Annotated in this window: 22 protein-coding genes and 1 pseudogene; 10 read left to right on the plus strand and 13 right to left on the minus strand. The window is 62.6% G+C overall.

Annotated elements, in window-relative coordinates; genetic code table 11:
- Positions 1-68: 68 nt before the first annotated feature.
- Entirely contained in the window at positions 69-734 is a 666-nt protein-coding gene (locus tag B7H23_RS05060) for an SDR family NAD(P)-dependent oxidoreductase (protein ID WP_173861886.1), read from the plus strand.
- Positions 735-755: 21 nt separating this feature from the next.
- Here the strand turns inward: B7H23_RS05060 and B7H23_RS05065 are convergent, their stop codons facing one another.
- Positions 756-2,822 (minus strand): M3 family metallopeptidase, encoded by a 2,067-nt coding sequence (locus B7H23_RS05065; RefSeq protein WP_094076237.1) that lies wholly within the window; start codon positions 2,820-2,822, stop codon positions 756-758.
- A 68-nt stretch (positions 2,823-2,890) separates the two neighbouring features.
- Entirely contained in the window at positions 2,891-3,940 is a 1,050-nt protein-coding gene (locus B7H23_RS05070; RefSeq protein WP_094076238.1) for an endonuclease/exonuclease/phosphatase family protein, read from the minus strand.
- Between the two features lie 192 nt (positions 3,941-4,132).
- Between B7H23_RS05070 and B7H23_RS05075 the strand changes: the two genes are divergently transcribed.
- On the plus strand, positions 4,133-4,624 hold the full coding sequence (locus B7H23_RS05075; protein WP_094076239.1) for a MarR family winged helix-turn-helix transcriptional regulator: 492 nt from the start codon (positions 4,133-4,135) through the stop codon (positions 4,622-4,624).
- A 67-nt stretch (positions 4,625-4,691) separates the two neighbouring features.
- On the plus strand, positions 4,692-5,945 hold the full coding sequence (locus B7H23_RS05080) for a multidrug effflux MFS transporter (protein ID WP_094076897.1): 1,254 nt from the start codon (positions 4,692-4,694) through the stop codon (positions 5,943-5,945).
- Between the two features lie 4 nt (positions 5,946-5,949).
- Here B7H23_RS05080 and B7H23_RS05085 read toward each other — a convergent pair whose 3' ends face one another.
- The 3 genes from B7H23_RS05085 to B7H23_RS05095 form a co-directional block, all read right to left on the minus strand.
- Positions 5,950-7,182 (minus strand): bifunctional alpha/beta hydrolase/OsmC family protein, encoded by a 1,233-nt coding sequence (locus B7H23_RS05085; protein WP_094076898.1) that lies wholly within the window; start codon positions 7,180-7,182, stop codon positions 5,950-5,952.
- A 155-nt stretch (positions 7,183-7,337) separates the two neighbouring features.
- Entirely contained in the window at positions 7,338-7,985 is a 648-nt protein-coding gene (bluB, locus tag B7H23_RS05090) for a 5,6-dimethylbenzimidazole synthase (RefSeq protein ID WP_206608876.1), read from the minus strand.
- A 33-nt stretch (positions 7,986-8,018) separates the two neighbouring features.
- Positions 8,019-9,248 (minus strand): argininosuccinate synthase, encoded by a 1,230-nt coding sequence (locus tag B7H23_RS05095; RefSeq protein WP_094076241.1) that lies wholly within the window; start codon positions 9,246-9,248, stop codon positions 8,019-8,021.
- Positions 9,249-9,519: 271 nt separating this feature from the next.
- Between B7H23_RS05095 and B7H23_RS05100 the strand changes: the two genes are divergently transcribed.
- Entirely contained in the window at positions 9,520-10,122 is a 603-nt protein-coding gene (locus B7H23_RS05100) for a GNAT family N-acetyltransferase (protein ID WP_158215772.1), read from the plus strand.
- A 117-nt stretch (positions 10,123-10,239) separates the two neighbouring features.
- A complete protein-coding gene (locus B7H23_RS05105; protein ID WP_094076243.1) occupies positions 10,240-10,518 on the plus strand; it encodes a hypothetical protein in 279 nt (92 codons plus the stop codon).
- A gap of 27 nt (positions 10,519-10,545) precedes the next feature.
- Here the strand turns inward: B7H23_RS05105 and B7H23_RS05110 are convergent, their stop codons facing one another.
- From B7H23_RS05110 to B7H23_RS05130, 5 genes are all read right to left on the minus strand, one after another.
- Positions 10,546-10,950 (minus strand): hypothetical protein, encoded by a 405-nt coding sequence (locus B7H23_RS05110; protein ID WP_094076244.1) that lies wholly within the window; start codon positions 10,948-10,950, stop codon positions 10,546-10,548.
- A gap of 6 nt (positions 10,951-10,956) precedes the next feature.
- The gene (gene rlmN / locus B7H23_RS05115) at positions 10,957-12,204 is read right to left on the minus strand and encodes a dual-specificity RNA methyltransferase RlmN (protein ID WP_094076245.1); all 1,248 of its coding nucleotides are present in this window, start codon (positions 12,202-12,204) and stop codon (positions 10,957-10,959) included.
- 156 nt (positions 12,205-12,360) lie between these two features.
- Positions 12,361-12,849 (minus strand): invasion associated locus B family protein, encoded by a 489-nt coding sequence (locus tag B7H23_RS05120; protein WP_094076246.1) that lies wholly within the window; start codon positions 12,847-12,849, stop codon positions 12,361-12,363.
- Between the two features lie 263 nt (positions 12,850-13,112).
- On the minus strand, positions 13,113-13,517 hold the full coding sequence (locus B7H23_RS05125; protein WP_094076247.1) for a YkvA family protein: 405 nt from the start codon (positions 13,515-13,517) through the stop codon (positions 13,113-13,115).
- 89 nt (positions 13,518-13,606) lie between these two features.
- Positions 13,607-13,909, minus strand: coding sequence for a 4a-hydroxytetrahydrobiopterin dehydratase (locus B7H23_RS05130; RefSeq protein ID WP_094076899.1), 303 nt, complete (start codon positions 13,907-13,909; stop codon positions 13,607-13,609).
- 252 nt (positions 13,910-14,161) lie between these two features.
- Here B7H23_RS05130 and B7H23_RS05135 point away from each other — a divergent pair, with 252 nt between their 5' ends.
- Positions 14,162-15,856, plus strand: a complete 1,695-nt coding sequence (locus B7H23_RS05135; protein WP_338044319.1) for a BCCT family transporter — start codon at positions 14,162-14,164, stop codon at positions 15,854-15,856.
- Between the two features lie 57 nt (positions 15,857-15,913).
- Here the strand turns inward: B7H23_RS05135 and thpR are convergent, their stop codons facing one another.
- Positions 15,914-16,501, minus strand: a complete 588-nt coding sequence (gene thpR / locus B7H23_RS05140; protein ID WP_094076248.1) for an RNA 2',3'-cyclic phosphodiesterase — start codon at positions 16,499-16,501, stop codon at positions 15,914-15,916.
- Between the two features lie 104 nt (positions 16,502-16,605).
- A complete protein-coding gene (locus tag B7H23_RS05145) occupies positions 16,606-17,196 on the minus strand; it encodes an arylesterase (protein ID WP_240534976.1) in 591 nt (196 codons plus the stop codon).
- Between the two features lie 236 nt (positions 17,197-17,432).
- Here B7H23_RS05145 and B7H23_RS05150 point away from each other — a divergent pair, with 236 nt between their 5' ends.
- Positions 17,433-18,113, plus strand: coding sequence for an ABC transporter ATP-binding protein (locus B7H23_RS05150; RefSeq protein WP_139945544.1), 681 nt, complete (start codon positions 17,433-17,435; stop codon positions 18,111-18,113).
- On the plus strand, positions 18,110-20,674 hold the full coding sequence (locus tag B7H23_RS05155) for an ABC transporter permease (RefSeq protein WP_094076251.1): 2,565 nt from the start codon (positions 18,110-18,112) through the stop codon (positions 20,672-20,674). Before B7H23_RS05150 ends, B7H23_RS05155 begins: the two co-directional genes overlap by 4 nt.
- Before the next feature lie 101 nt (positions 20,675-20,775).
- Here the strand turns inward: B7H23_RS05155 and acnA are convergent, their stop codons facing one another.
- Positions 20,776-23,484, minus strand: coding sequence for an aconitate hydratase AcnA (acnA, locus tag B7H23_RS05160; protein ID WP_094076252.1), 2,709 nt, complete (start codon positions 23,482-23,484; stop codon positions 20,776-20,778).
- A 318-nt stretch (positions 23,485-23,802) separates the two neighbouring features.
- Between acnA and ccmA the strand changes: the two genes are divergently transcribed.
- Together ccmA and ccmB are read left to right on the plus strand one after the other, a co-directional pair.
- On the plus strand, positions 23,803-24,444 hold the full coding sequence (ccmA, locus tag B7H23_RS05165; protein WP_094076253.1) for a heme ABC exporter ATP-binding protein CcmA: 642 nt from the start codon (positions 23,803-23,805) through the stop codon (positions 24,442-24,444).
- Positions 24,441-25,088 (plus strand): annotated as a pseudogene (gene ccmB, locus B7H23_RS05170) (heme exporter protein CcmB); the annotation flags it as partial. The gene ccmA and the pseudogene ccmB, both read left to right, overlap by 4 nt.
- Positions 25,089-25,106: the final 18 nt, after the last annotated feature.

Below are 25,106 nucleotides of genomic sequence, written 5' to 3' on the forward strand. Positions count from 1 at the left end.
AGCGCATTTACGGGCGGGACCTGCAACGGTCTCGCCCGTTTTCGTCTTGCGCCACCCCGGGAGACTGCATGAGCATCCGCACACTGATCGTCGGCGCTTCGGGCGGCATTGGCGCGGCGCTCGTCGCAAGATGCGGCGACGATGGTGAGGTGGTAACGCTCTCGCGCTCCGCCGACGGTCTCGATGTCACCGACGAGGCCAGTGTCGAACGGGCGGTCGCGACGCTGGACGGCGCGTTCCAGCGCATGTTCATCACGGTCGGCATTCTGGCGCCGGCGGGCGGCGAGCCGGAACGGCGGCTGGGCGAGGTGGCGCAGGATGCTCTGGCGCAGCTTTTCGCCGTCAACGCATCCGGGCCGTTGCTCGTCCTCAAACATCTCGTTCCGTATCTGCCAAAGGGCGAGATTGCGCGCATCGGGGTTTTGTCGGCGCGGGTCGGCTCCATCGGCGATAACGGGATCGGCGGGTGGTATGCCTACCGGGCCTCGAAAGCGGCGCTGAACCAGTTCGTCCGTACGGCGGCGATCGAACTGTCGCGCAGCCATCCGAAAAGCATTCTCGCGGCCCTTCATCCCGGCACGGTGGCAACGCCCTTCACCGCCGACTATCAGGGCCGGCACAAGACGGTACCGCCCGAGGCCGCGGCGGAAAATCTCGCCCGCGTGCTGGGCGAACTCGCGCCCGCCGATACGGGATCGTTCAGGGATCAGAACGGCGAAACGGTCGAGTGGTGAAGTCCTATCGTTTCACGTGAATCATATTTCGCGGCCCGCTTCGGTCAGAAGACCGCGCTTCCGCATCATGGCGTCGGGGTTCGGCATCTGTCCGCGAAAGGCGCTGTAGAGCTTTTCGGGGTCCGCGCTGCCGCCGGCGGCATAGATGTTGTCGCGTAGCTTCTGCGCGATTTCGGGATGAAAGGGATCGCCCGCCTCGGTAAAGGCTTCGAAGGCGTCGGCGTCCAGCACTTCGCTCCACATATAGGAATAGTAGCCGGCTGAATAACCGTCGCCGGCAAAGATGTGCTGGAAGTGCGGGCTGCGATGGCGCATGGCGATGGCGTCCGGCTTGCCAAGCATTTTCATGGTCTCGGCCTCGAAGGCGATGGGATCGTCGGCAGGCGCGCCGGCGTGGTACTTCATGTCCATCAGCGCCGAAGCCGTGAACTCGACCGTCGCGAAGCCCTGGCCAAAATCCTGCGCCGCCTTCAGCTTGTCCATCAGATCCTGCGGCATCGGCTCGCCGGTCTTCACATGGCGCAGATGGCTTTGCATGATTTCCGGGACGGTCAGCCAGTGCTCGTAGAGCTGGCTCGGCAGTTCGACGAAATCGCGGCTGACGGAGGTGCCGGAAATGGACGGCCAGGTGACCTCGGACAGCAGGCCGTGCAACGCGTGGCCGAATTCATGGAAGAGCGTGCGCGCCTCATCCATGGAGAGCAGGGCCGGCTGGCCGGTCTGCGGCTTGGCGAAGTTCATGACATTGTAGATGATCGGCATGTCGCCGCCATCGAGCTTGTGGGCGCTTTGCAGCCGGCTCATCCAGGCACCGGAGCGCTTGCTCGGACGATTGAAATAGTCGGCAAGGAAGACGCCGCGCAGGCTGCCGTCGCCGTCGCGCACCTCGAATGTGCGGACATCCTCATGCCAGCCTTTCAGGTCTGGCCGTTCCACCATCTGCAGGCCGAACAGGCGGCGGGCGACATCGAAGCACGCTTCGATCACGCGCTCCAAGGCCAGATAGGGCTTCAGTTCCGCCTCATCGAAGGCGAAGCGCTCGGCGCGCAGCTTTTCCTGCCAGTAGCGCCAGTCCGGCCCGGCGATCTCGGCGTTCTGCCCGGCGTCGGCTGCCAGCCTGCCCAAAGCCTTGCGGTCGTTCTCGGCGACGGCCTTGGCGCGTTCCCAGACCGGCTCCAGCAGGCCCATCACGCGGTCGGGCGTCTTGGCCATGGTGTTGTCGAGCTTGAAGGCGGCAAAGGTCGGATAGCCGAGAAGCTTCGCCTTCTCATCGCGCAGTTTCAGCGTCTCGGCGATGATCGGCGCGTTGTCGGTCTCGTCGGAGAGGCTACCGCGATTGGTGAAGGCCTCATAGGCGGCCTGGCGGAACTCCGCCTTGTCGGAGGCCTGCATGAACGGCTCGTAGAGCGAGCGCGACAGGGTGACAACGTAGCGGCCTTCATGGCCGCGTGCTTCGGCCGTGGAAGCCATCGCAGCGATCAGATCGTCCGGCAGGCCGGCGACATCGGCCTCGTCCAGAACCAGTTCCCATTCCGCCTCATCCTTCAGGACGTTCTGGCCGAAGGCGGCGCCGAGTTCGGCCAGCCGCGCGCCGATTTCGGCGAAGCGTTCGCGGTCGGCCCCTTCCAGCTTGGCGCCGGCGCGCACGAAACCCTTCCAGGTCTTCTCCAGCACCTGCGCGGTTTCGCCGTCGAGGCCGAGCCGGTCGCGCTTCTCCCAGAGCGCATCGACGCGCGCAAAGAGCTTCTCATTCATGGCGATGGCGGTGAAATGCCGGCTCATCGCGGGCGACAGCTTGCGTTCCAGCGCCTGGATATGCGGGTTGGTGTCCGCACCGGCGAGACCCCAGAAGATGGCCGAGACCCGCGACAGGGCTTCGCCCGCCAGTTCCAGCGGCTTCAGCGTGTTGTCGACCGTCGCTTCGGCATCGTCGCCGGCAATCGCCTCGATCTCCGTCAGATGGGCAGCCATGGCGGCTTCGAAGACGGGTTCGAAATCGGCCTGGTCGATGGCAGCATAGTCGGGCAGGCCATGTTCGCCCGTCCAGTTCGTGAGGGGATGGGCGGCAAGATCGATGGAGGCGGTCATGAAACAGTCTTTGGCTGGGAATGAATGATCCCGACTACATAGGCAGCCTCACCCGGCCCGCCAATGCGTCATCCCATGCCGAGCGCAGCCTTCGCCTTGTCGGTCGGCTTCCAGCGGAACTCCGTGCGGATCACGCCATGGTCGCCGGTGCCGCTGAATTTGTGGTCGTCGACGTTCAGGTGGTCATTCTCGACGATCATTTCGCGGAACAGCCAGAGACGGTCATCGCTATTGTCGTAGAACTGTTCGGAAAACAGGATGTGGTCGAGGCTCTCCCGGTCCTTCTTGAAGATATGGGTGTAGTAGACGTCGCGGGTAGAGCGATATTCCTGCAGCGTCTGGGCGGTATAGAGCCCGTTGTCGACGCCGCCGAAGGAGAGCGGCGCCAGATAACTCGGCTGTTCGGTCAGGATGTTCAGCGTGTTGCTCTGCTTGCCGTCATTCATGTCGCCGATGATCACGACGGGCGTGTCCGTTTCCTTGGCGATTTTCGTAACGATGACGCGCAGGGCGGCCGCCTCGGCCGTGCGGCGGATGGTGGAGATGGCATAGCCGAGCGCGGTGACGTGATCGCCGTGAACATCGCGGTCGTACCAGTCGTCGCGCCAGATCTGCGTCGGGCGGCGGCTCTTGAAGTGGCAGACGAAGACATCGATGACCGGCGTTGTGGGGTGCGGCTGGACCCTTGCGTGAAGGACGGGGCGCGAAAAGCTCGACAGATTGACGGCGATCGCCTCGGTCTGCGGATCGTCGCCTTCGGAACGCAGGACCATCTCATCGGGGAAATCGGTGATCCATTCCGGCTCGCCAACCAGTATCTCCTCGCGCACCGCGCCGGCGCAGACAATGCTGCGGCCATCGTGATCGGGCGGCACGAGAGGCGTATGGCTGTCGCTCAGGCCGGCGCTCTCCAGCGCATCGACCAGCGCTTGGCGCGCCCATAATTCCTGGAAACCGACGAAATCCGGAGAGAGCCTTGCCAGCGTGTCGCCGGTCCATCGAATCTTGCGGTCGTAGATCTCCTGCGTCCAGCCATCGGCGTCGCTATAGATCGCTTCGCCCGGCAATTGCAGGTTGTAGAGATTGAAGCTGGCGAACGAAATGTCGCGATCGGCCATGGCACACCCTTTCCAAACCACTAGCCGAGGAAAAATATCTGCAAATTGCGACGGAGCCGTGACAAATAGGAATAGATACCGAAGGGCCCGCCGCCTCTGATGAATGCGAATGCGATGCTTCTCCAATCATCCCCTTGCAAGGTCAAAAGGCCACCATATAATAAGGCGCTCTTATAATCATATGGTCTTATTATGTCTCCCTACGATTGCGACTCTTCCATTTTCGTTGTGTTCGATCTCGTGCGGGCCTTTCGAAGCCGCTTCGAGGAGGCCGTGGCAGCCTCATCCGTTGCGGTGACGCCTGCAGAATCGCGTGTATTGCTCGATCTGACGAAGCATGGGCCGTCGCGCCAGGCTGAGATCGGCGAGCGGCTTTCCATTGGTGCGATGAGCGTGACGGGTCTGGTCGACCGGCTGGAGCGCGCCGGGTTCATCCGCCGCGAAGCCGATCCGCATGATCGCCGGGCAAAATGTATCCATCTGACCGATGCGAGCCGATCGGTTCTGGACGAGGTCCAGTCGGTCAAACAGGCACTGCGCGAACGTGCCGGTCGCGGCATCGACCCAGCCGATTACGAGGTTTATGCACGGGTCATCCGCCGCATGCGGTCCAATCTGGCCGACGATCCACAACCCGAAGACGCTTTGCCGTCGAACGCCGGATCGGAGCGGTCCAATGCTTGAGCGCTCCGGTCTCACTACGTTCGAAACAGATGGCGATAGCGAGCCGAAGGCGGAATCGCGGCCGATCATGAGCGAACGGCGGGTCAGCCTCCTCGGCGCGCTTTTCGTTGCCATCGGGCCGATCTCCATGGCCCTCTACACTCCGGCAATGACAGAGATCGTCAATGCTTTCGGCACCACCGAATCCATGGTGAAGCTGACACTGACGCTCTATTTCGCTGGCTTTGCCGTATCGCAGCTTATTGCAGGCCCGCTCTCGGACGCGCTTGGGCGCCGGCCTGTGACCATCCTTTTCATGGCGATCTATCTCGTCGCCTCCCTGACGGCGCTTTTCGCTCCCTCGATCGGGTTCCTGATCGCCGCGCGGTTCGTCCAAGGCATTGGCGCATCCGCAGGGCAGGCCATTGCGCGCGCGGTCGTCCGCGACCTTTTCACCATGGACCAGAGTTCGCGGGTGATGAACCTGATCGGGATCATTCTGGCGGTCGGTCCCGCCGTCGCGCCGACTGTCGGTGGGCTGATGCTGGAAGTCACGACATGGCAGGCGCTTTTCGTCCTCATGGCCGTTCTCGGTTTGACCGTCATCGCCGGGGCGGTGTTCGGCCTTCGAGAAACCGTCACGCCGGATCGCTCGCGCCTGAATTTTCGGGCGCTGGGCGGCTCCTATCTGCAATTGCTCGGCAATCGGCATTTTCTGACCACAAGCGGGGTGCTCGGTGGCACCGTCGGCGCGCTTTACGCCCAGTCGACCTTTCTGCCGTTTATTCTGATGAACGATGTCGGTCTTTCGGCGAGCCAGTTCGGCGCGTCCATGTTGATGCAGTCCGGCAGTTTCTTTGCTGGCTCGCTTGTCACACGCGCGCTGATGAAACGCTTTAGCGCCTACCGGCTGGTCCCCGGCGGAATGGTCTTTATCGCCATTGGCGCGCTCGGCATATCACTGCTGCTGTTTCGAGCACCGAGCTTTCTGAATGTGATGGGACCGGTCGCCTTCTACGCGTTCGGCATCGCGCTGATCATGCCCGCCATGCTAACGGCGTCGCTTGCACCCTTTCCGCACATTGCGGGCGCGGCATCCTCGATGAACGGGTTCATCCAGATGGGCGCGGGTCTCACCGTCGGCACGATTGGCGCCCTTATCGGCGATCCGACCTTCGCGATGGGGCTTCTGATCCCGCTCATGGGGCTGTCGGCCATCGTCTCATACGCGATCTATCGCCATAATCCGCATCTGGCCGAACCCGAACCGGTGCGCAATGTCACCATCGGTCCGCAATCGACGGGCCGGGCGCTACGCATCGAGACGAACCGGAACGATTGACGCGTCAGTCGTCAGCCAGTCTCGTCTCGATATGGCTGGCGGCTTCCAGCGTCTTGTGGACCGGACATTTGTCGGCGATGGCGAGAATGGAATCGTGCTGATCGGCCGGTGCGCCATCCTCGATGGAGATGAAGCGGCGGAACCGGTCGATCCGACCGGTCAGTCCCTTCTCGGCGCATTCCTCGCAATCCTTGACGTGGATCTTGTCGTGCTCGACCGCGACGCTCACCTTGCCGATCGGCCAGCCTTTGCGCTCGACGTAGAGGCGTATGGTCATCGCGGTGCAGGCCGCCAGCCCGACTGACAGATAATCGTAAGGGGACGGGCCGCTGTTCAGACCGCCATAATCCTCCGGCTCGTCGGCCAGCATGGTGTGGCCATCGGCGTTGATAGCAAGCTGGAACTTCCCGCCGCCCGTTTCCGCGGCGACGACGCGGCCGGGCTGAACTTTCGGGAAATGGATCTGGCCGTGATCGCCGATATAACGCGCGGCCCAGGCGCCGATCATCGCTGCGACGAATTCGGCATCGGCCGGATCGTCCAGCAAATGGCTTGCCCCATCCAGCCCGATGAAGCTTTTCGGGTGGAACGCCGCTTCGTAGAGCGCGCGAGCATTCTCCACGTCGACGGTATCGTCGGTCGGTGAATGCATGATGAGGAGCGGACGACGCAGGCCACGCACCGTCTCCAGCAGCTTCTGCTCGCAGGCATCGTCGATAAAGCTTTTGCGGATGGCGAATCGCCGCCCGCCGAGCGTCACCTGCGCTTCGCCTCTGGTTTCGATGGCGTCCAGATCGGCTTCGAAATTGCCGAGCACGTGGCTGACGTCGGAGGGCGCGCCGATGGTCACGACGCCTTCGATCGACGGCGCGCGGGCTGTCGCCTGCAACACTGCCGCGCCACCCAGCGAATGGCCGATCAGCAGGCGCACGGCCATGCCGCGTTGCTCCATGAAGGCGAGCGCCGCGCAGAGGTCCTCCACATTGGACGAAAAATCGGTATTGGCGAAATCGCCGCCTGAGCCGCCGAGGCCGGTGAAGTCGAACCGCAACACGCCGAAGCCATGTTCGGTGAGCGCGGCGGCCACACGGCGTGCGGCGTGGATGTCCTTGGAGCAGGTGAAGCAATGGGCGAAAAGCGCATAGCGCGTCGCTACGCCGCTTTCCGGCAGGTCGAGCCGGGCGGCCAGTTCGTTGCCCAGCGCTCCGGTGAAGGTCAGTTTTTCGCTTCTCGCCATGTCCCGCTCCGTTTTATGCATTGCTACAGAATTCGGCTGGAATTGCGAAGTGTTACGCCTGGGACTTGGGCAGAGGCGGTCCGTGTCGTTGCGCCTCCCTTGCGACATGGCGGAAGATTGGACGCACGGATCGTTCGAAGCGGTCTCGGAGAAGCCTAGCGGTCGATGAGCTCCGGGGTCGAGCGATGCTGCCAGCCGCGCGCGGCCAGTTCCGGTTCGTCGGTCTGGCTTTTCGGATAGCCGATGCACAGAATGGCGATCAACGACCAGTGTTCTGGCACATCCAGCAGATCGGCAACGAAGCGCGGCTCGAGGATCGACACCCATCCCACGCCGATGCCTTGTGCGCGAGCTGCGAGCCAGAACGTATGGATCGCCATCACCGTGGAATAGCGCAGCATTTCCGGCATGGTTGCGATGCCGAGACCATGGCCGGCCGCTGGATTTTCATCGGAAAACACGGCGAGAACCTCCGGCGCTTCCCGAAGACCATGCAGTTTGAGCGCGCGATAGGCGGCGGCCCTTTCCGAGTCATAGGCGCGCACGGCTATGCGGCTGGCGGCGTCGACATGCGTCGTCAGCCTGGCGCGGCGATCCGGCGACGAAATGCGGATAAAGCGCCATGGCTGCGCATTGCCGACGGACGGGGCGAGCGCCGTTAGTGCGATCAGCCGTTCGAGCGCGCCATCCGGTAGCGCCTCGTCGGAAAAGTGCCGCACATCGCGACGCCAGGCGAGCAGGGTTTCGAACTCCGTCCGAAAGTCCTCGTCGAATACGGGAGGGCGCGCACCGTCTTGCAGAATAGGTCTGTCCTCCGCGAAGCTTCGCGTTCCCCTCTACCGGTCGCGCTTGGCCAATGTTCGCAGCCGAAGGGCGTTGAGCTTGATGAAGCCGGCGGCGTCCTTCTGGTCGTAGGCGCCCTGATCGTCCTCGAAGGTGACCAGTTCCTCTGCGTAGAGGCTCTTGGGCGACTTGCGGCCGGTGACGATGACATTGCCCTTGTAGAGTTTCAGGCGCACCTCGCCCTCCACCGGCTCGGACGCCTTGTCGATGGCGGCCTGCAGCATCTCGCGCTCGGGGCTGAACCAGAAGCCGTTATAGATCAGCTCCGCATAGCGCGGCATCAATTCGTCCTTCAGATGGGCCGCGCCGCGGTCGAGCGTGATGCTTTCGATGGCGCGGTGCGCAGCCAGCAGGATCGTGCCGCCGGGCGTCTCGTAGACGCCACGGCTCTTCATGCCGACGAACCGGTTCTCGACGATGTCGATCCGGCCGATGCCGTTATCGTGGGCCAGCTGGTTCAGTTTCGTCAGGATCGTCGCCGGCGACAGTTCTTCGCCATCGATTGAGACGGCGTCACCGCGCTTGAAGCCGATCACGATCTCGGTCGCTTCATCCGGCGCGTCCATTGGGCTGATGGTGCGCATATGGACGTATTCGGGCGCTTCCTCCCATGGATCTTCCAGCACCTTGCCCTCGGACGAGGAGTGCAGAAGATTGGCGTCGACCGAGAAGGGCGCTTCGCCGCGCTTGTCCTTCGGTACCGGGATCTGGTTCTTCTCGGCGAAGTCGAGCAGGTCCGTCCGGCTCTTATATTCCCAGTCGCGCCAGGGGGCGATCACCTTGATGTCCGGGTTCAGCGCATAGGCGGACAATTCGAAGCGCACCTGGTCGTTGCCCTTGCCGGTCGCGCCATGAGCGATGGCGTCAGCGCCGGTCTCCTCGGCGATCTCGACGAGGCGCTTGCTGATGAGCGGGCGGGCGATGGAGGTGCCGAGAAGGTAGGTGCCCTCGTAGACCGTATTGGCGCGAAACATCGGAAACACGAAGTCGCGAACAAATTCCTCGCGCAGATCCTCGATGTAGATTTCCTCGATGCCGAGCATCTCGGCTTTTTTTCGCGCCGGCTCCAGCTCGTCGCCCTGGCCGAGATCGGCGGTGAAGGTGACGACTTCGACGTCAAGCTCGGTCTGCAGCCATTTCAGGATGATCGAGGTGTCCAGGCCACCCGAATAGGCCAGCACCACCTTCTTGACGCCCCGCCACTTTTCGGCTGCTTCGCTCATCGCCTGTCCCTCTCAACCATGTTGCAGCGCAAATGCGCCTTTCGTCCGGCGCTTCTAGCGCAGGGTAGGCTGGCTGAACAAGTCGTCGATGGACCGATTGTCGCTGGCTTCCGACACCCAGCACCCGCAAACGATCGAACCGTTCACGGAGCGCGATGCTGCGTTGCAATATTTTTATGGCGACTCGCCGGGCAAGCCACTATATCGATCACCAGCGGGAGGGAATGTAGTGACCGGCGTCCATTGGCGCTCAAACCAGGATCGAAGCACAATGTACCCGCATCTGTCCCATCTCGTTCACAAGGTTCTTCGCCATCCGAAAGCCGGTAGCGACAAGGCCGGGGCTTCGTCGTGGAAGACGACGGATATACGCCGTTTCACCGAAACCAAATGCGGCATGAAGGTCATGGTCCGGTATGGTGGGCCCGAAGATGCTGCGGCGCTCTCCGACTTCCACCGCCGCCAGCGACCGGAAGACCTGCAGTTTCGCTTCCTGTCCTCCATGTCCACCGTCTCGCCGGAGCGGATCGCCGAAATGCTCGATGGCGATCACGAACACAAGGCCATTGTTCTGGCGTTCGAAGAACATGGCGCAGCCGTTCTCGGCTACGCGCTGGTCGCCGGCGACAACCGATTCGATACGGCTGAGATTGCAATCAGCGTCGATCCGGCTTTTCGCCGACGCGGCATAGCATCGCTTCTGGTCTATGAGGCAGAACGGTTCGCCGAGGCGCGCGGTTACGGCGCGGCGCTCCTGATCGGCTCCCGGCGCAACCGGGCGGTGATCGAATTGGAACGTTCGCTCGGTTACCGGATCAGCACCATGCCCGACGACGCCACGCTGAGCATGGCCGAACGGCCTCTGGTCAGCTGAACGACCCGGCCGGAATCTTTTGCGCCAACCGTGTTCGCCGTCTCATTTTCGACCTGAAATTCCGGTTGTGGTATCAATCTGAATTGAAACGATTCGGGATGATGAGGGGATCACGAATTGGACGACCGGACGCGGGGCAGCCGTCTGACACAACGGTTCGATAGTGAAGACACCATTCTCGATGCTTTGGAGACCTTGCATCGCGAAGGGGTGGCGATTTCGGAATTGGAAAATTGTCTGGTGAGAATCGGTCCGACCGATCTGGACCTTCTTTCCGATGTTCTGGCGCGGTTGCGCCAGACAATGGCGGCAAACGACCAGGATGCGATGCAGTCGCCAGCCCAAGCCACCATGCCGTCATCGACACGAACCGGTCGGTTCGCGCCTTCGAGATAGTTGCGCTGCGGTTATCCGTTCCGGGTTTTATCGGCTGTCCGCCGCCTGCCAGCGGCCTGCATTGCGGCCGGCGATCAACCAGTAGGTGAGACCGCCAAGGGCTGCCGAAGCCGCCAATGGAGCAGCGTCGACGACGCCATCCGGGCCGAGGAATGCGCCGACAATGCCGACGCCCATTCCAAGGCCGACATAGACGAGCCAGTTCCGCCAACTCTGCCATTCGGCAATCACGACGATCGGCAGCCATGCTTTGAGGGCGAAAGCGCCGAAGACCGGCAACATCGAAGCGAAGAAAACCAGCGCACTCAGCCCTTCGACCAGCCGGTCGCCCTCGCCGATAAAGGCGAACAGGACAGTGACGGCCGCCGTCGTGACGCCGACCGCCAGGCAATAGCCGATACCGATGGCAAAGAGGCGGAGCACGGCGCGCATATCGATCTAATCCGCGCCGTGGCCGGCGATCATCATCGTCTCCAGCTTCAGGCGTTCGGACTTGCGCATGCGCTCGCTTTCGCTCTTGAGCTGCCCACATGCGGCCAGAATGTCGCGGCCGCGCGGCGTGCGGATGGGCGAAGCATAGCCGGCGGCGTTCACGAAATCGGCGAAGGCCTCGATCTGCTCCCAGTCGGAGCATTCGTAATCGGTTCCGGGCCAGGGGTTGAACGGAATCAGATTGATCTTGGCGGGAATGCCCTTGAGCAGTTTCACCAGATCGCGCGCATCGGCCATGCGGTCATTGACGCCCTTGATCATCACATATTCGAAGGTGATGCGGCGTGCGTTCGACAGGCCGGGATAGGCGCGGCAGGCCTCCATCAGCTTTTCCAGCGGGTACTTCTTGTTGATCGGCACCAGCACGTCGCGCAATTCATCGTTGCAGGCGTGCAGGCTGATGGCGAGCATGACGCCGATTTCCTCGCCGGTGCGGTAAATCTCCGGCACCACGCCGGATGTCGACAGCGTGATCCGGCGCTTGCTGAGCGAAAGACCATCGCCGTCGGACGCAATGAGAAGCGCCTTCTTGACGGCCTCAAAATTGTAGAGCGGCTCGCCCATGCCCATCATGACGATATTGGTGACCTTGCGCCCCTCGGCCGGAACGATCCCGCCGGCCGGCGTGTCACGGTCGGGAAAGTCGCCGAGCCGGTCGCGGGCAATCAGAAGCTGGGCAAGGATTTCCTCCGCGGTCAGGTTCCGTACGAGACGCTGCGTGCCGGTGTGGCAGAACGAGCAGGTGAGCGTGCAGCCGACCTGGGAGGAGATGCAGAGCGTGCCGCGATCCTCCTCCGGAATATAGACGGTTTCGACCTCGACCGGGCGGCCGGCACCGCGCGGCGGAAAGCGGAACAGCCATTTGCGAGTGCCGTCCTCGGAAATGCGCTCTTCGACGATCTCCGGCCGGGCAATGGTGAAATGGCTGTCGAGCTTGACCCGCAGATCCTTGCCGACATTGGTCATATCCGCGAAATCGGAAACGCCGCGCACATAGAGCCAGTGCCAGAGCTGGCTGACACGCATCTTCTGCTGCCGTTCCGGCACGCCGATCTCGCCAAGCGCATCGGCCATCTCATCACGCGTCAACCCGATCAGAGCCGGCTTTTCCGCCATGTTTGCGGGCATGGGCGACACAGGCGGGGCGGAAAGTGCCTCGCTCTTCGGATCGGTCAGATCGATGGAAACGGCCATGAATGCGGTTCCGCTGGTTACAAGAAACAGGTTGCGTCCGGCAGAGCCGGTAACGTCGGTTTTAGGGGCCACACATACGTTTCGCCCGCCCGAAGCGCAAGAAACGCTCCCGACGGGCTCATTCAACCGATGTCAAAGCCGTCTGGCTCTACGGCGTCAGCAGCCGGAGAAGCCGTCAATCGTGGCCGTTACGCCCGACAGCGAGAAGGTGTAGCTCGTATCGTTGCCGCGGCCGGACTGCGCCTTGACCGTCATGTTCGAGCCGGCCTTCATCGCCGCGACCAGGGCGTCGGACTTGCTGGAATCGGCAAGCCAAGCGCGGTTGCCTTCGGCGAACATGTCGAAGCTCTCATCGCCGACCGTGACCTTGACGGTGAACTTCTCGTTCATCGAATAGCCGGAAACGAATTGCGGAGAGACCTTCGCCTCATCCTTCATGACCATAAAGAAATTGTCGCCATGATTGAGGCTGGGCGGCTGCTTGCTTTTGGCCAGCGTGGCGGCGAAGCAGGTGCCGCCTTCCTGCGCCTTGTAGAGCGACCAGTCATTGTTGGCCTTGACGAGTTTGGCCTGGGCCATCGCCGGCCCGGCCATGATGCTGGCGATGAGAAAGGCGGCGATCGCTTTTCCTGTTAGGCTCGGCATGGTCTACGAAACCCTTTCAATCTCTTGGAAGCCGGCCCGAATGGCGAGCCGTTCTGATTTGGGCCAGTGTCGAACCGTCACGGTTAAGGAAACGTGAAGGATTGGAATGGTGGCTGCCGCTCCCCGCCGGTTCGACCCCGCCCAGCGTTCGCTGTCACTGAAACGCGGCAAATTCGGCAATTCTTTGGCCTTTGGCGATAGATCGGTCGCCACCGGCGCAGTGGTTCGGAGCATACGGCGTGCCGGGCGGGAAATGAGAGCGGTCAGGCGCGGCCCGGCTCTGCCGTGCCAATATCGATCTCTTCTTCGGCCAGCGCCTTTCTTGCGGCGGCGTAGTGCGCGTCGGTCATATGGCTTCGAATGGTCGAGATCGCATACATCAGGACGGCCATATCGTCGGTGAAGCCGATGCCCAGAATAATGTCCGGCAACAAATCGAACGGCAGGATGAAATAGGCGAGCGCAGCCAGAAGGATGCCCCTGGCGCGCACCGGAACGTTCGGGTCGAGCGCGCAATAATAGGCTGCCACAAGATCTTCGATGAACGGAATACGGCGCGCAACGCGTTTGAGCTTGGTCCAGAAAGAGCGGCGGACATGGTCTTCGCGCTCGGCCCGCTTCTTGTCCGAAACAGGCGCCAGAATGGTTTCGATCCGCGATTTCTCCATAGCCAGTGCTCCCGGACACTCTTTCCAGCCGTCGTGGCGATAGCCGACAAATGGGCATCTGGAACGCCTGGCGCAATATTAAACCATGTTTACGGGCCTTTGGGAGCGTGGTTCTCCATGGCTCGCGCCAGTTCGATATCGCGCTCGGTGACGCCGCCGGCATCGTGCGTGGCAAGCTCCACCTCGACCCGGTTGTAGCTGTTCGACCAGTCAGGATGATGGTTCATCCGCTCCGCATCCTCGGCTACCGCATTCATGAAAGCCATCGCCGCGCGGAAGTCGGTGAATTTGAAACTTTTGCGGATGGCCCTGCTCGATGGCGCCGCTTCCCAGTCGGGCAACCAGTCGCGAAGCGCTTTTTGCAGATCGTCGCCGGTCATGATGTTCGCCATCGCCATGCTCCATATGTTTATCGTAGAAGGCGTCAAAGGTTCGATCGCTCCAGCCGAAAATTGAAAGCAACGGACGATCCGCAGATTGTCTACAGGCAGAAAGATCGGCCGGCTCGGCCCGGCATGAGATGTTGGACTTATACGCGGTTTATCCACGTTCGAACATGCGTCAGCGTTCCGTTAAATTGCTATCTACCGGTGGATGTGGTTGCCTGCCGGCCAAACTGCATTTGGTAGTGGCGGGAGATTGGCGTGACGCAACAGGAACATGAGCTGGAAGAGATGCATCAGGGGGAGCCCTCTCCGCCGGACACCATTACCTATGAGACCGATTACGAACTGGGACAGGACAATATTCGCCCCTTCGGTCTCGATATTCACAATCCGGTCTTTCTGATTTCCGGGATCTCCATCGTCCTGTTCGTGGTGATTTCGCTCTTGAACCAGGAAGCGTCGGCGACGCTGTTCGGATGGCTGCGTCCATGGCTGACCAGCACGTTCGACTGGTTCCTCATGATCGCGGTGAACATTATCTTCCTGTTCTGTCTGGCGGTCGCCGTTTCGCCGCTCGGCAAGGTCACGATCGGGGGAGAGGACGCATCGCCCGATTATGGCTATCCGTCATGGATCGCCATGCTGTTTTCCGCCGGCATGGGCATCGGCCTTCTCTTCTTTTCCGTTCTGGAGCCGATGTATTATTCGCTACCGGAGCTGGAATCGCTGCCGCTCGGCGTCAATCCGATCGGCCCGGACGGCACCATTGGCAATATGGGACTGGCGGGCACCGTGTTTCACTGGGGATTTTCGGCCTGGGCCGTCTATGTGGTGGTCGGGCTGAGCCTGGCTATCTTCTGCTATAATCTCGGCCTGCCGCTCACTCTGCGCTCTGCCTTCTATCCCGTTCTGGGCGAGCGCGTCTGGGGCTGGTGGGGCCACGCCATCGACATTCTGGCGGTTTTCGCCACGCTGTTCGGCCTGACCACCACGCTCGGGCTCGGCGCGCAGCAGATCGCGGCAGGGCTGACCGACGTCTTCGGTATGGAGATCGGCCAGGGCGGAACGGTAATTCTCATTCTCGTCATCACCGCCGTTGCGCTCGGCTCGGTCATGCTCGGCATGGATGCCGGGGTGAAACGGCTGGCCGAGATCAATATGTGGCTGGCGCTGGGTCTATTCTTCTTCGTGCTGCTTGTCGGCCCGACACTGACCCTGCTCGGCCGCTTCGGTGGAACGATGGTGGATTACATCGTCAACTTCATCCCGCTTTCGAACCCGTTCGGGCGCGAGGATACCGGCTATATGCATGGCTGGACCACCTTCTACTGGGCCTGGTGGATCGCCTGGTCGCCCTTTGTCGGCATGTTCATCGCCCGCGTGTCGCGTGGCCGCTCGGTTCGCGAATTCATCGTCTGTGTGCTGATCCTGCCGTCACTCGTCTGCGCACTCTGGATGAGTGTTTTCGGCGGCATGGCGCTGGAGCAGCTGGCGGGCGGCTATGAAGGCGCAAAGGAAGTGGTCGTCGCCTATAAGCCGGAACTCTCATTCTTCCGCATGATCGACCAGTTCCCGCTCTACAATATCGTGGCGCCGATCTGCCTTGTCCTGATCGTGGTGTTCTTCGTCACTTCGTCGGATTCCGGCTCGCTCGTGATCGATACGATCACGGCCGGCGGCAAGATGGATGCGCCGGTGGCGCAGCGCGTCTTCTGGTGCACCTTCGAAGGGTTGGTCGCCATCGCGTTGCTTCTGGGCGGTGGGCTGAATGCGCTGCAGGGGGCTGCCGTTTCCATGGGCATTCCCTTCACCGTGGTGGTGCTGGCCATGTGCTGGTGCCTCTTCCTGGCGCTGCGGGCCGAGCGAACGAAGCTCGGCATGGCGGCAGGCGAAGAGGCAACCGCGCCGCAACCCGTGCGCAAGGACGAAGCGCCGCGCGGGGAGGCCTGGTGACAACATGCATTGACGGTCCGCCTGGCGGACCGTCATCTTCACGTTTCCGCGAACCGGTCAGACGGTATAGGCGTCCGCATAAGACTGGGACTGCCTTGCCCTTCCGGGTTCGGCCTTGAGCGCCCAGCTTTCCTCGACGACATAGGGCCCACCGCCCACACTGTCGCGCGAACTCATCAGCACGAAGCGCGAAACGGGGAAGGGCAGGGTCCGAAAGCCGCCTCGTCCGGAGAGCCAGCGGGCGACTTCGCGGCTATCGGGATTGCGCAGCCGGGCGAGTGTCACATGCGGGGTGAATTTCCGTTTGTCCGACGGTAGGCCAAGGCGCTTGGCGCGGCGGTCGATATCGGCAGCCAGTTCACTCAGCGGTACCGACGGCCAGACGCCGGCATAGATGGAATGCGGCTTCTTGCTGCCGAAGGCGTGAATGCCATCCAGTTCGATATCGAAGGCCGGCCGGCGTATCTGGTCCAGCGTCTCGACGATCTGATCGGCGACATGGCCTTCGACATCGCCGAAAAAGCGCAGCGTGATGTGGTAATTTTCGGGATCGATCCAGCAGGCGCCGTGCAGGCCGCCCTGAACAAGGGTGAGATTGCGCGCCGCGTCCTGCGGCACTTCGAGGGCGGCGAACAGGCGCGGCATGGCAGTCTCCCAAATCACCTCGGGTGCGTCAGCCGACCATCATTTTTCCGGCGCGGCAAGCCGGCGGAATGTTTTTCCCCGGCCTGTTGCGAATGGCCAAGCGGCTAACCCGGCAGGTCCTGCTGCCGTTCCAGCGCCTTCACCACGACCGGCAAAGCGTTGTTCACCATGGCTTTGACGCCTTTCGGATTGGGATGCATCCCATCGTCAAGAAGCATGGACCGGTTTGCGGCCACCCCATCCAGGAAGAACGGAACGAGCGGCACATCGTGCTTTTTGGCGAGTTCCGGATAGATCGAATCAAAGGAAGACACGTAATTGTCTCCGAGCTGCGGCGCGGCCTTCATGCCGAACAGAATGGCGGCAATGCCGCGTTCCGACAGGCGGGTCAGCATCGCATCAAGATTGGCGCGCGTCGCATCCGGCGGCTGGCCGCGCAGCATGTCATTGGCCCCCAGTTCCAGCAGAACCAGATCGGCATCGTCCGGCACGCTCCAGTCGATGCGCGCCTTGCCGCCGCTGGTCGTATCGCCGGATACCGCGCCGTTGATCACCTCGACCTGGAGGCCCCGCTCGCGCAGCGCAGCCTGCATCTGAGGGACGAACCCTTCCTGCGGGCCGAGCTGGTAGCCGGCCATCAGACTGTCGCCGAACGCGACGATCTTGAACGACTTGGCGGCAGCGGGGTGGGACATGGCAAGCACGCCCAGGAAAACAAAAATGGCGAAAACAACCGGCAGACTGGCCCGATTCGGTATCCATGCTGGTTTGAAGCCCATCGATGCGATCCCATATGCGAAACGCGCAGCGGCGTTTTGCCGTTCACGTATTATCCGACTCCATATAGGACATGCATCCCGTGAGCCCCAGCCCCGCCGAACCTGTCGTTCTTTCCCAGGCCCAAACGCCGGAGGAGACAGCGCCGGCGGTCATCTTTTCAGATGTCAGCCTGACACTCGGTCGTGACGCCGCGGCGGTTTCAGTGTTGAAAGACATCGATCTGACCATTCCCGCCGGCCAGTCGGTCGGGATCGTCGGGCCGTCTGGGTCGGGCAAGACGACGCTCCTAATGGTGATGAGCGGGCTGGAACGGGTGGATCGCGGCCGGGTTCACATTGCCGGCACGGACATCACCGATCTGTCCGAAGACGAGATGGCCAGGTTTCGCGGCCGTCATATCGGTATCGTCTTTCAGAACTTTCATCTGGTGCCCAATATGACGGCGCTCGAAAACGTCGCCGTGCCTCTGGAACTGGCGGGCCGGGCCGATGCGTTCGACGTGGCGCGGCGCGAACTCGATGCTGTGGGTCTTGCCGATCGCGTGACGCACCGTCCGAGCCAGCTTTCCGGCGGCGAACAGCAACGTGTCGCCATTGCCCGGGCGCTTGCTCCGACGCCAAGCCTTCTGATCGCCGATGAGCCGACCGGCAATCTCGATCAGGAAACGGGCCGGCAGATCGCCGACCTTCTCTTCCGGCGGGCCGATGAGGCCGGCACCACACTGGTTCTCGTTACCCATGACCCGACGCTGGCCGGACGTTGCGTCCGTTCGGTCGCCATGCGTTCGGGCCATCTGCAGGACGGTGTCGCCGCCGACCGTGGCGCGGCATGAACGCGACCGCGCAGAATTTACGGCTGGCCTGCCGCTTCGCCCTGCGCGAATTGCGGGGCGGGCTTTCCGGCTTCGTCATCTTCGTTTCCTGCATTGCGCTCGGCACCGCCGCCATTGGTGGGGTGAACGCGCTGTCTGCGGCCATTCAGGACGCGCTGTCATCGGAAGGCCGAACGCTGCTCGGCGGCGATCTGCGCTTTGAGATCGACCAGCGCGAAGCGCGCGAAGAACAGCGGGCCTTTCTTGCGCAGCAGGGCGAACTGTCCGAGACAATCGTCCTGCGCTCCATGGCGCGCCTGCCGGACGGTTCCGATCAGACGCTGGTCGAGGTCAAGGCCGTGGATGACAACTGGCCGCTGGTCGGGACGGTGGAGGTCGAAGCCGAGGAAACGCCTTTGCCGGCCCTTCTGGCAGAGGATGACGGTGTTCATGGCGCTCTCGTGCCCGACCTCCTTTTACAGCGTCTGGATGTGGCGGTCGGCGATACGATCGCGCTCGGCAATGCGCGCTTTCGGATCGCAGGCGAACTTCTAACCGAACCGGATGCCGCTTCGGAAGGTTTCGCTTTCGCGCCGCGCTTCCTGACTTCGCTCGACGGGCTGCGGTCCGCCGGCCTGCTCCGACCAGGCGCGCTGAGCGAATGGCAATACCGCCTCAAGCTGCCGGGCGATCCGTCCGACCGGGCGGTGGCCACGGTCCGCGAGAGCGTCGAAACGGCTTTTCCCGAAGCCGGCTGGTCGATCCGCGACCGCAATCGCGCGGCGCCCGGCCTTGCCCGCAATATCGACCGGTTCAGTCAGTTTCTCACACTCGTCGGCCTGACCGCGCTCGTCGTCGGCGGGGTCGGCGTCGCCAATGCCGTGCGCTCCCATGTGAGCGGTCGGCGCGAGGTGATCGCGACCTTGCGCAGTCTCGGTGCGTCGGGGGCCCTCGTATTCCAGGTCTATCTCATCCAGATCCTGATCATCGCCGCGCTCGGCATCGTGATCGGCTGCGCCATCGCCGCCTTCGTGCCCCCCTTTGCCGGTTTCTTTCTTCAGGGCCTTTTGCCGGTGTCCGTGTCGGGCACGGTGCAATGGGCGCCGCTTCTTACGGCGGCCCTTTGCGGCCTACTCGTCACGCTGGTCTTTGCCATTCCAGCGCTCGGACTTGCGGCGCGCATCCGCCCCGCCGAACTCTTCCGCGATGCGGCCAGCGGCGCGCTGACCGGACAGGCGGAACGGCGCTACCTCATCGCTGCCGCCATCGCAGCAGGGCTACTGGCGGGCCTGGCACTACTCATCGCCGGCAACCGAACGGTGGCGCTCACCTTCATGGGCGGGGTTCTCTTCGCCTTTCTGGTCCTGCGCATCGTGGGCTTTGGTCTCCAGGCGCTGGCGCGGCGTGCGCCGGCTGTCCGTTCCACGCCGCTGCGCCTTGCCATCGGCAATATTCACCGGCCCGGTGCGCTGACGCCATCGGTGGTGCTGGCGCTCGGCCTGGGGCTGACGTTGCTGGTGGCTATCGGCTCGATCGACACCAATCTGCGTAAGCAGATTTCCGGCTCGCTCCCTGAGATCGCGCCGAACTTCTTCTTTCTCGACATTCAGAGCGACCAGATCGAAACTTTCCGCGCTATCGCGGCGCAGACCGCTCCGAACGGCGAACTGGACGCCGTGCCCATGTTGCGCGGCCGCATTCAGGCAATCAACGGGATCGATGCGCAGGAATGGGCCGAAACGCGGGCCAATGGCGGCGAATGGGTTCTTCGCGGCGATCGGGGGCTCACCTATTCACCCGGCCTGCCCGACAATTCGAGCCTTGTGGACGGCGAATGGTGGTCGGAGGATTACGATGGCGCGCCACTGGTGAGTTTTGCCGAAGAAGAGGCGCTCGAACTCGGCCTGTCCATTGGCGACAAGGTCACCGTCAATGTGCTTGGCCGCGAAATTACGGCGGCCATCGCCAATCTTCGACGGGTCGAATGGGAGAGCCTGTCGATCAATTTCGTCATGGTGTTTTCGCCCAACAGCTTTGCCGGCGCCCCGCATAGCTGGCTGGCAACGCTGACCGACCCTTCGGCGACGGGGGACGATGAGGCAACCATTCTCCGCGCGGTGACCAATACGCTGCCGACGGTGACCACCATCGCCGTCAAGGACGCCATCTCCATCGTCGACCGGATTGTCGGCCAGCTCGCTGCCGCCATCCGCGCTGCGGCGGCTGTCGCCCTGGTCGCTTCGGTTCTCGTGCTCGCCGGGGCGCTGGCGGCCGGGCAGGCGGCACGGCGCCGCGATGCGACGGTCCTCAAAATGCTGGGCGCGACCCGCAACACGCTGATCGCCGCCTTCGCATCGGAATATGCGCTGATCGGCCTTGCGACGGCACTTTTCGCGCTGGCCGCTGGCGGCGCGGCGGCAGCCTACGTGATTTCGGGGTTGATGGATTTGCCGTTCACCTTCGATCCGGTGCTCGCGCTCACCATCATCGGAGCGGCGCTCGTTCTGACGGTCGGTTTCGGGCTTCTGGGCACATGGCGCATTCTGGGCGAAAAGGCCGCGCCGGTGTTGCGCAATTTGTAAGAGGGATATTGCCGGCGTCGGGGACACTTCATCAAGTGCACCAAAAAGAAAAGGGCCGGCGGATCGCTCCGCCGGCCCTTTCTCGATGCTTGTGCGATGGCTCAGGCCGCTTCGGCGGTGTCCGCCAGATCGCGCAGCACATATTGCAGAATGCCGCCATTCTTGAAGTAGTCGAGCTCGTCCAGCGTATCGATGCGGCAGAGCAGTTCGATATCCTTCTCTGTGCCATCGGCATATTTGATGTTCGCCTTGGCGGTCTGGCGCGGCTGCAGGCCTTCGAGGCCGACGATGGAGACCTGCTCGTCGCCCTTCAGTTCCAGATCGGCCCAGCTCATGCCGTCCTTGAAGACGAAGGGCAGAACGCCCATGCCGATCAGGTTGGAGCGGTGGATGCGCTCATAGCTCTCGGCGATGACCGCCTTGACGCCCAAGAGGATCGTGCCCTTGGCCGCCCAGTCGCGGGACGACCCATTGCCGTATTCCTTGCCGCCGAAGACCACCAGTGGCGTGTTCTCCTGCCGATACTTCATGGCGGCGTCATAAATGCTCATCTCTTCGCCATCCGGCTGGAAGATGGTGTAGCCGCCCGTCTTGCCGTCCTCGCCGAGCATGTAGTTCTTGATGCGGATATTGGCGAAGGTGCCGCGCATCATGACCTCATGATTGCCGCGCCGCGTGCCGTACTGGTTGAAGTCCAGCGGCTGGACGCCGTTATCCATCAGGTAGCGGCCCGCCGGAGAATCCGCCTTGATCGAACCGGCCGGTGAGATGTGGTCGGTCGTGATCTTATCGCCGAGCAGCGCCAGAATGCGGGCGTTCTCGATATTGGTGACGGGCTCGGGCGTCTTGCCCATGCCGACGAAGTAGGGCGGGTTCTGCACATAGGTGGAGTCATCGTCCCAGGCGTAGGTCTCGCCTTCCGGCACATCGACGGCCCGCCAGTTCTCGTCGCCCTCGAACACTTCGGCATATTTGGTCTCGTAGAGATCGCGGGTGACGTATTTGCTGATGAACTCCTGGATCTCGTGGCTGGTCGGCCAGATATCGCGCAGGAAGACGTCATTGCCGTCCTTGTCCTGGCCGATCGGCTCCTGGGTCAGATCCTTATTGACCGTGCCGGCAAGGGCATAGGCAACGACCAGCGGCGGCGACGCCAGATAGTTGGCCTGAACGTCCGGGCTGATGCGGCCCTCGAAATTGCGGTTGCCGGACAGAACGCCGGCGGCAATCAGGCCCTTGTCGTTGATCGTCCGGGAGACCGGCTCGGGCAGCGGGCCGGAATTGCCGATGCAGGTGGTGCAGCCAAAACCGACCAGATTGAAGCCGATCTTGTCGAGCTCGTCCTGCAGGCCGGAATTGGCCAGATATTCGGCGACGACCTGCGAGCCCGGCGCCAGCGACGTCTTCACCCAGGGCTTCTGCTTGATGCCCAGGCGGTTGGCGTTGCGCGCGACGAGGCCGGCGGCGATCAGCACCGAGGGGTTGGAGGTGTTGGTACAGGAGGTGATGGCGGCAATGGCGACGTCGCCATGGCCCAGATCGTAGTCCTGGCCCTCGACCTGATGGCGGTCGTGAAGCGTAGACGCGTCCTTCTTGTATTCGTCGGCCAGGCTTTTTTCGAAGCCGGCGGCGATGTTCTCCAGCGCGATGCGGCCTTCGGGACGCTTCGGACCGGCCATGGAGGGCACCACGTCACCGAGGTCGAGATCGAGCGTGTCGGTGAAGACCGGATCGTCGCCGGCGCTTTCACGGAACATGCCCTGCGCCTTGCAGAACGCCTCGACCAGTTCGATGCGGTCGGCTTCGCGGCCCGACATGTGCAGATAGTTCAGCGTCTCCGTGTCGACTGGGAAGAATCCGCAGGTCGCGCCATATTCCGGGCCCATATTGCCGATGGTCGCGCGGTCGGCGAGCGTCATGGAGTCGAGGCCCTCGCCGAAGAATTCGACGAATTTGCCGACGACACCCTTCTGGCGCAGCATCTGCACCACGGTCAGGACGATATCGGTGGCGGTGACGCCTTCCTTGGCCTTGCCGGTGAGGCGGAAGCCGATGACCTCCGGCAGCAGCATGGAAATCGGCTGACCGAGCATGGCAGCCTCGGCCTCGATGCCGCCGACGCCCCAGCCGAGCACGCCGAGACCGTTGATCATGGTGGTGTGCGAATCGGTTCCGACGCAGGTGTCGGGATAGGCGACGGTCTCGCCGTCCTCTTCCTTGGTCCAGACGGCCTGGCCGAGATATTCCAGATTGACCTGATGGCAAATGCCGGTGCCGGGCGGTACGACGCGGAAATTCTCGAACGCTTTCTGACCCCATTTGAGGAAGCGGTAGCGCTCGCCATTGCGCTCATATTCCAGTTCTACATTGCGAGCGAAGGCGGACGGCTTGCCGAATTCGTCGACGATGACCGAGTGGTCGATGACGAGATCGACGGGCACAAGCGGGTTGATCTTCTGGGCGTCGCCGCCAAGGGCGCGGATGCCGTCACGCATGGCGGCCAGATCCACCACCGCGGGCACGCCGGTAAAATCCTGCATCAGCACGCGCGCCGGCCGATAGGCGATCTCATAGCCGGACTCGCCCTTGTCATCGATCCATTTGGCGACGGCCTGTATGTCTTCCTTCTTGACCGTGCGCCCATCTTCGTTGCGCAGCAGGTTTTCCAGAAGCACCTTCATGGAGAAGGGCAGGCGGGAAATGCCGTCGAGACCGTTCTTCTCGGCTTCCGTCAGGTCGAAATAAACGTAATCCTTGCCGCCGGAATTGAGCGTCTTGCGGCACTTAAAGCTATCCAGGGATTTTGACATAGAACCTCACTCACTTTTGCGGAGCCAGAAAAGGGCAGAGTGTCGCGGCGCCAGATGCAAAAACTGGCACGGACATGCGGGTGCGGCCATTTCCGCCTGGTGTCCCTTACCGAAAGGCCCGACAGAGCGGGCGTCGTCCGGTTCGGCTCCAAAAAAGTTTCCACGCCGGCCGCTGGCATGGTTGCCGGGTTTATATGGACTTCGCTAGAAGGATTCCAGACTGGAAGCGTGGTTTTTCGCCCGTTCGATGCACGACTATGGGTCAACACAGGATCGGGCGCCCCTCGGCCAAGGGTTCCCGGAGCCAGGATTTAAGCAATGCGCCTTGTTCTCGACGGCCTGTCCGGCGCCCGTGGCGGGCAAACGCTCTTTTCGCCCATCTCGCTCAGTCTGGAGGCCGGCGACGCGCTGCTGGTAACGGGTCCCAACGGCTCCGGCAAATCGACCTTGTTGCGCATCATCGCCGGACTTCTGGCGCCAGCGAGCGGCCAGGCTCGGCTCGAGGATGCGGACAACGCCTTTCCCGATCTGGCGTCCGCCTGTCATTTCCTGGGCGATGGAAACGCGCTGAAGGCGGGGCAGACCGTTCGGCAGAATCTGGAGTTCTGGGCCAACTATCAGGGCCGTTCGGGCCGCTCCATCGCCGAAGCGCTAGACATGATCGAACTGCCGACCATCGCCGACCTGCCGACGGAGGCGCTTTCGAAAGGGATGCGCCGGCGAGTCGCCATCGCGCGCCTTCTGGTCTCGGACCTGCCGGTCTGGCTGATGGATGAGCCGACCAGCGGGCTCGACAGCGCGTCGGTGGAACGGGTGGAGCGGCTCATTGTGGACCACCGCGCCAAAGGCGGAATCGTGATCGTCGCCAGCCATCACGATTTGCGAATCGAAGGGGCGCTGTCGCTTGATCTGTATCATCGCCACCTCGGCCGGACCTCTCTACAAGACAATTCCGCATGACCGGTTTGTTCCTCAGAGATGTCCGCCTTTCGATCGCCGCTGGCGGCGGCGCGTTCGTCGCGCTGCTGTTCTTTCTGGCGATCGTCGCGATCATTCCGTTCGGGGTCGGCCCCGATCTGAAGCTCCTCGGCGAGATCGGTCCGGCGGTGCTCTGGATCGGCGCGCTGCTTTCTGGCCTTCTCGGGCTGGACCGGCTCTTCGCGCTAGACCGGGAAGACGGTTCACTCGATTTGTTCCTGATGGCTGCGGGGCGCCAGCCTCTCGTCCTGACGGTTTTCACCAAATGCCTGGCGCATTTTGCCGGGATCGTACTGCCATTGGTGCTGGCAGCGCCGCTGCTCGGCCTTCTTCTCAACATGACGCCGCTGTCCATCGGCGCGACGGTGCTGACCCTCCTTGTGGGCGCGCCAGCTATCAGCTTCGTCGGCGCGGTCGGCGCCGCCGTGACAGTTGCGCTGCCACGCGGCGGATTGCTGGTCGCCATATTAGTGCTGCCGCTTCTCATTCCGGTTCTGATCTTCGGCGTCGCGGCGGCCAATGGCGCGGTGCGCGATCCGGACCCCTTTCTGGCGCCCTTCCTCATTTTGGCGGCGCTTACCCTGTTTTTTGCTGTTATCGGCCCCGTGGCCGCCGCCTACGCCCTTCTGGTGGAAACGCATCCA

The organism is Notoacmeibacter marinus (genome assembly GCF_002238045.1).
Taxonomy (GTDB): Bacteria; Pseudomonadota; Alphaproteobacteria; order Rhizobiales; family Rhizobiaceae; genus Notoacmeibacter; species Notoacmeibacter marinus.

Bases quoted from the DNA above. Each gene is read 5' to 3' on its own strand.
- thpR (WP_094076248.1), bottom strand. From the start codon at position 16,501: ATGCCGCGCCTGTTCGCCGCCCTCGAAGTGCCGCAGGACGCGGCGCGC.
- B7H23_RS05120 (WP_094076246.1), bottom strand. From the start codon at position 12,849: ATGCCGAGCCTAACAGGAAAAGCGATCGCCGCCTTTCTCATCGCCAGC.
- B7H23_RS05145 (WP_240534976.1), bottom strand. From the start codon at position 17,196: ATGTCCCACCCCGCTGCCGCCAAGTCGTTCAAGATCGTCGCGTTCGGC.
- B7H23_RS05075 (WP_094076239.1), top strand. From the start codon at position 4,133: ATGTCTCCCTACGATTGCGACTCTTCCATTTTCGTTGTGTTCGATCTC.
- B7H23_RS05125 (WP_094076247.1), bottom strand. From the start codon at position 13,517: ATGGAGAAATCGCGGATCGAAACCATTCTGGCGCCTGTTTCGGACAAG.
- B7H23_RS05070 (WP_094076238.1), bottom strand. From the start codon at position 3,940: ATGGCCGATCGCGACATTTCGTTCGCCAGCTTCAATCTCTACAACCTG.
- B7H23_RS05060 (WP_173861886.1), top strand. From the start codon at position 69: ATGAGCATCCGCACACTGATCGTCGGCGCTTCGGGCGGCATTGGCGCG.
- rlmN (WP_094076245.1), bottom strand. From the start codon at position 12,204: ATGGCCGTTTCCATCGATCTGACCGATCCGAAGAGCGAGGCACTTTCC.
- B7H23_RS05085 (WP_094076898.1), bottom strand. From the start codon at position 7,182: ATGGCGAGAAGCGAAAAACTGACCTTCACCGGAGCGCTGGGCAACGAA.
- B7H23_RS05065 (WP_094076237.1), bottom strand. From the start codon at position 2,822: ATGACCGCCTCCATCGATCTTGCCGCCCATCCCCTCACGAACTGGACG.
- B7H23_RS05110 (WP_094076244.1), bottom strand. From the start codon at position 10,950: ATGCGCGCCGTGCTCCGCCTCTTTGCCATCGGTATCGGCTATTGCCTG.
- B7H23_RS05130 (WP_094076899.1), bottom strand. From the start codon at position 13,909: ATGGCGAACATCATGACCGGCGACGATCTGCAAAAAGCGCTTCGCGAC.
- ccmA (WP_094076253.1), top strand. From the start codon at position 23,803: ATGCGCCTTGTTCTCGACGGCCTGTCCGGCGCCCGTGGCGGGCAAACG.
- B7H23_RS05095 (WP_094076241.1), bottom strand. From the start codon at position 9,248: ATGAGCGAAGCAGCCGAAAAGTGGCGGGGCGTCAAGAAGGTGGTGCTG.
- B7H23_RS05100 (WP_158215772.1), top strand. From the start codon at position 9,520: ATGTACCCGCATCTGTCCCATCTCGTTCACAAGGTTCTTCGCCATCCG.
- acnA (WP_094076252.1), bottom strand. From the start codon at position 23,484: ATGTCAAAATCCCTGGATAGCTTTAAGTGCCGCAAGACGCTCAATTCC.
- B7H23_RS05080 (WP_094076897.1), top strand. From the start codon at position 4,692: ATGAGCGAACGGCGGGTCAGCCTCCTCGGCGCGCTTTTCGTTGCCATC.
- B7H23_RS05155 (WP_094076251.1), top strand. From the start codon at position 18,110: ATGAACGCGACCGCGCAGAATTTACGGCTGGCCTGCCGCTTCGCCCTG.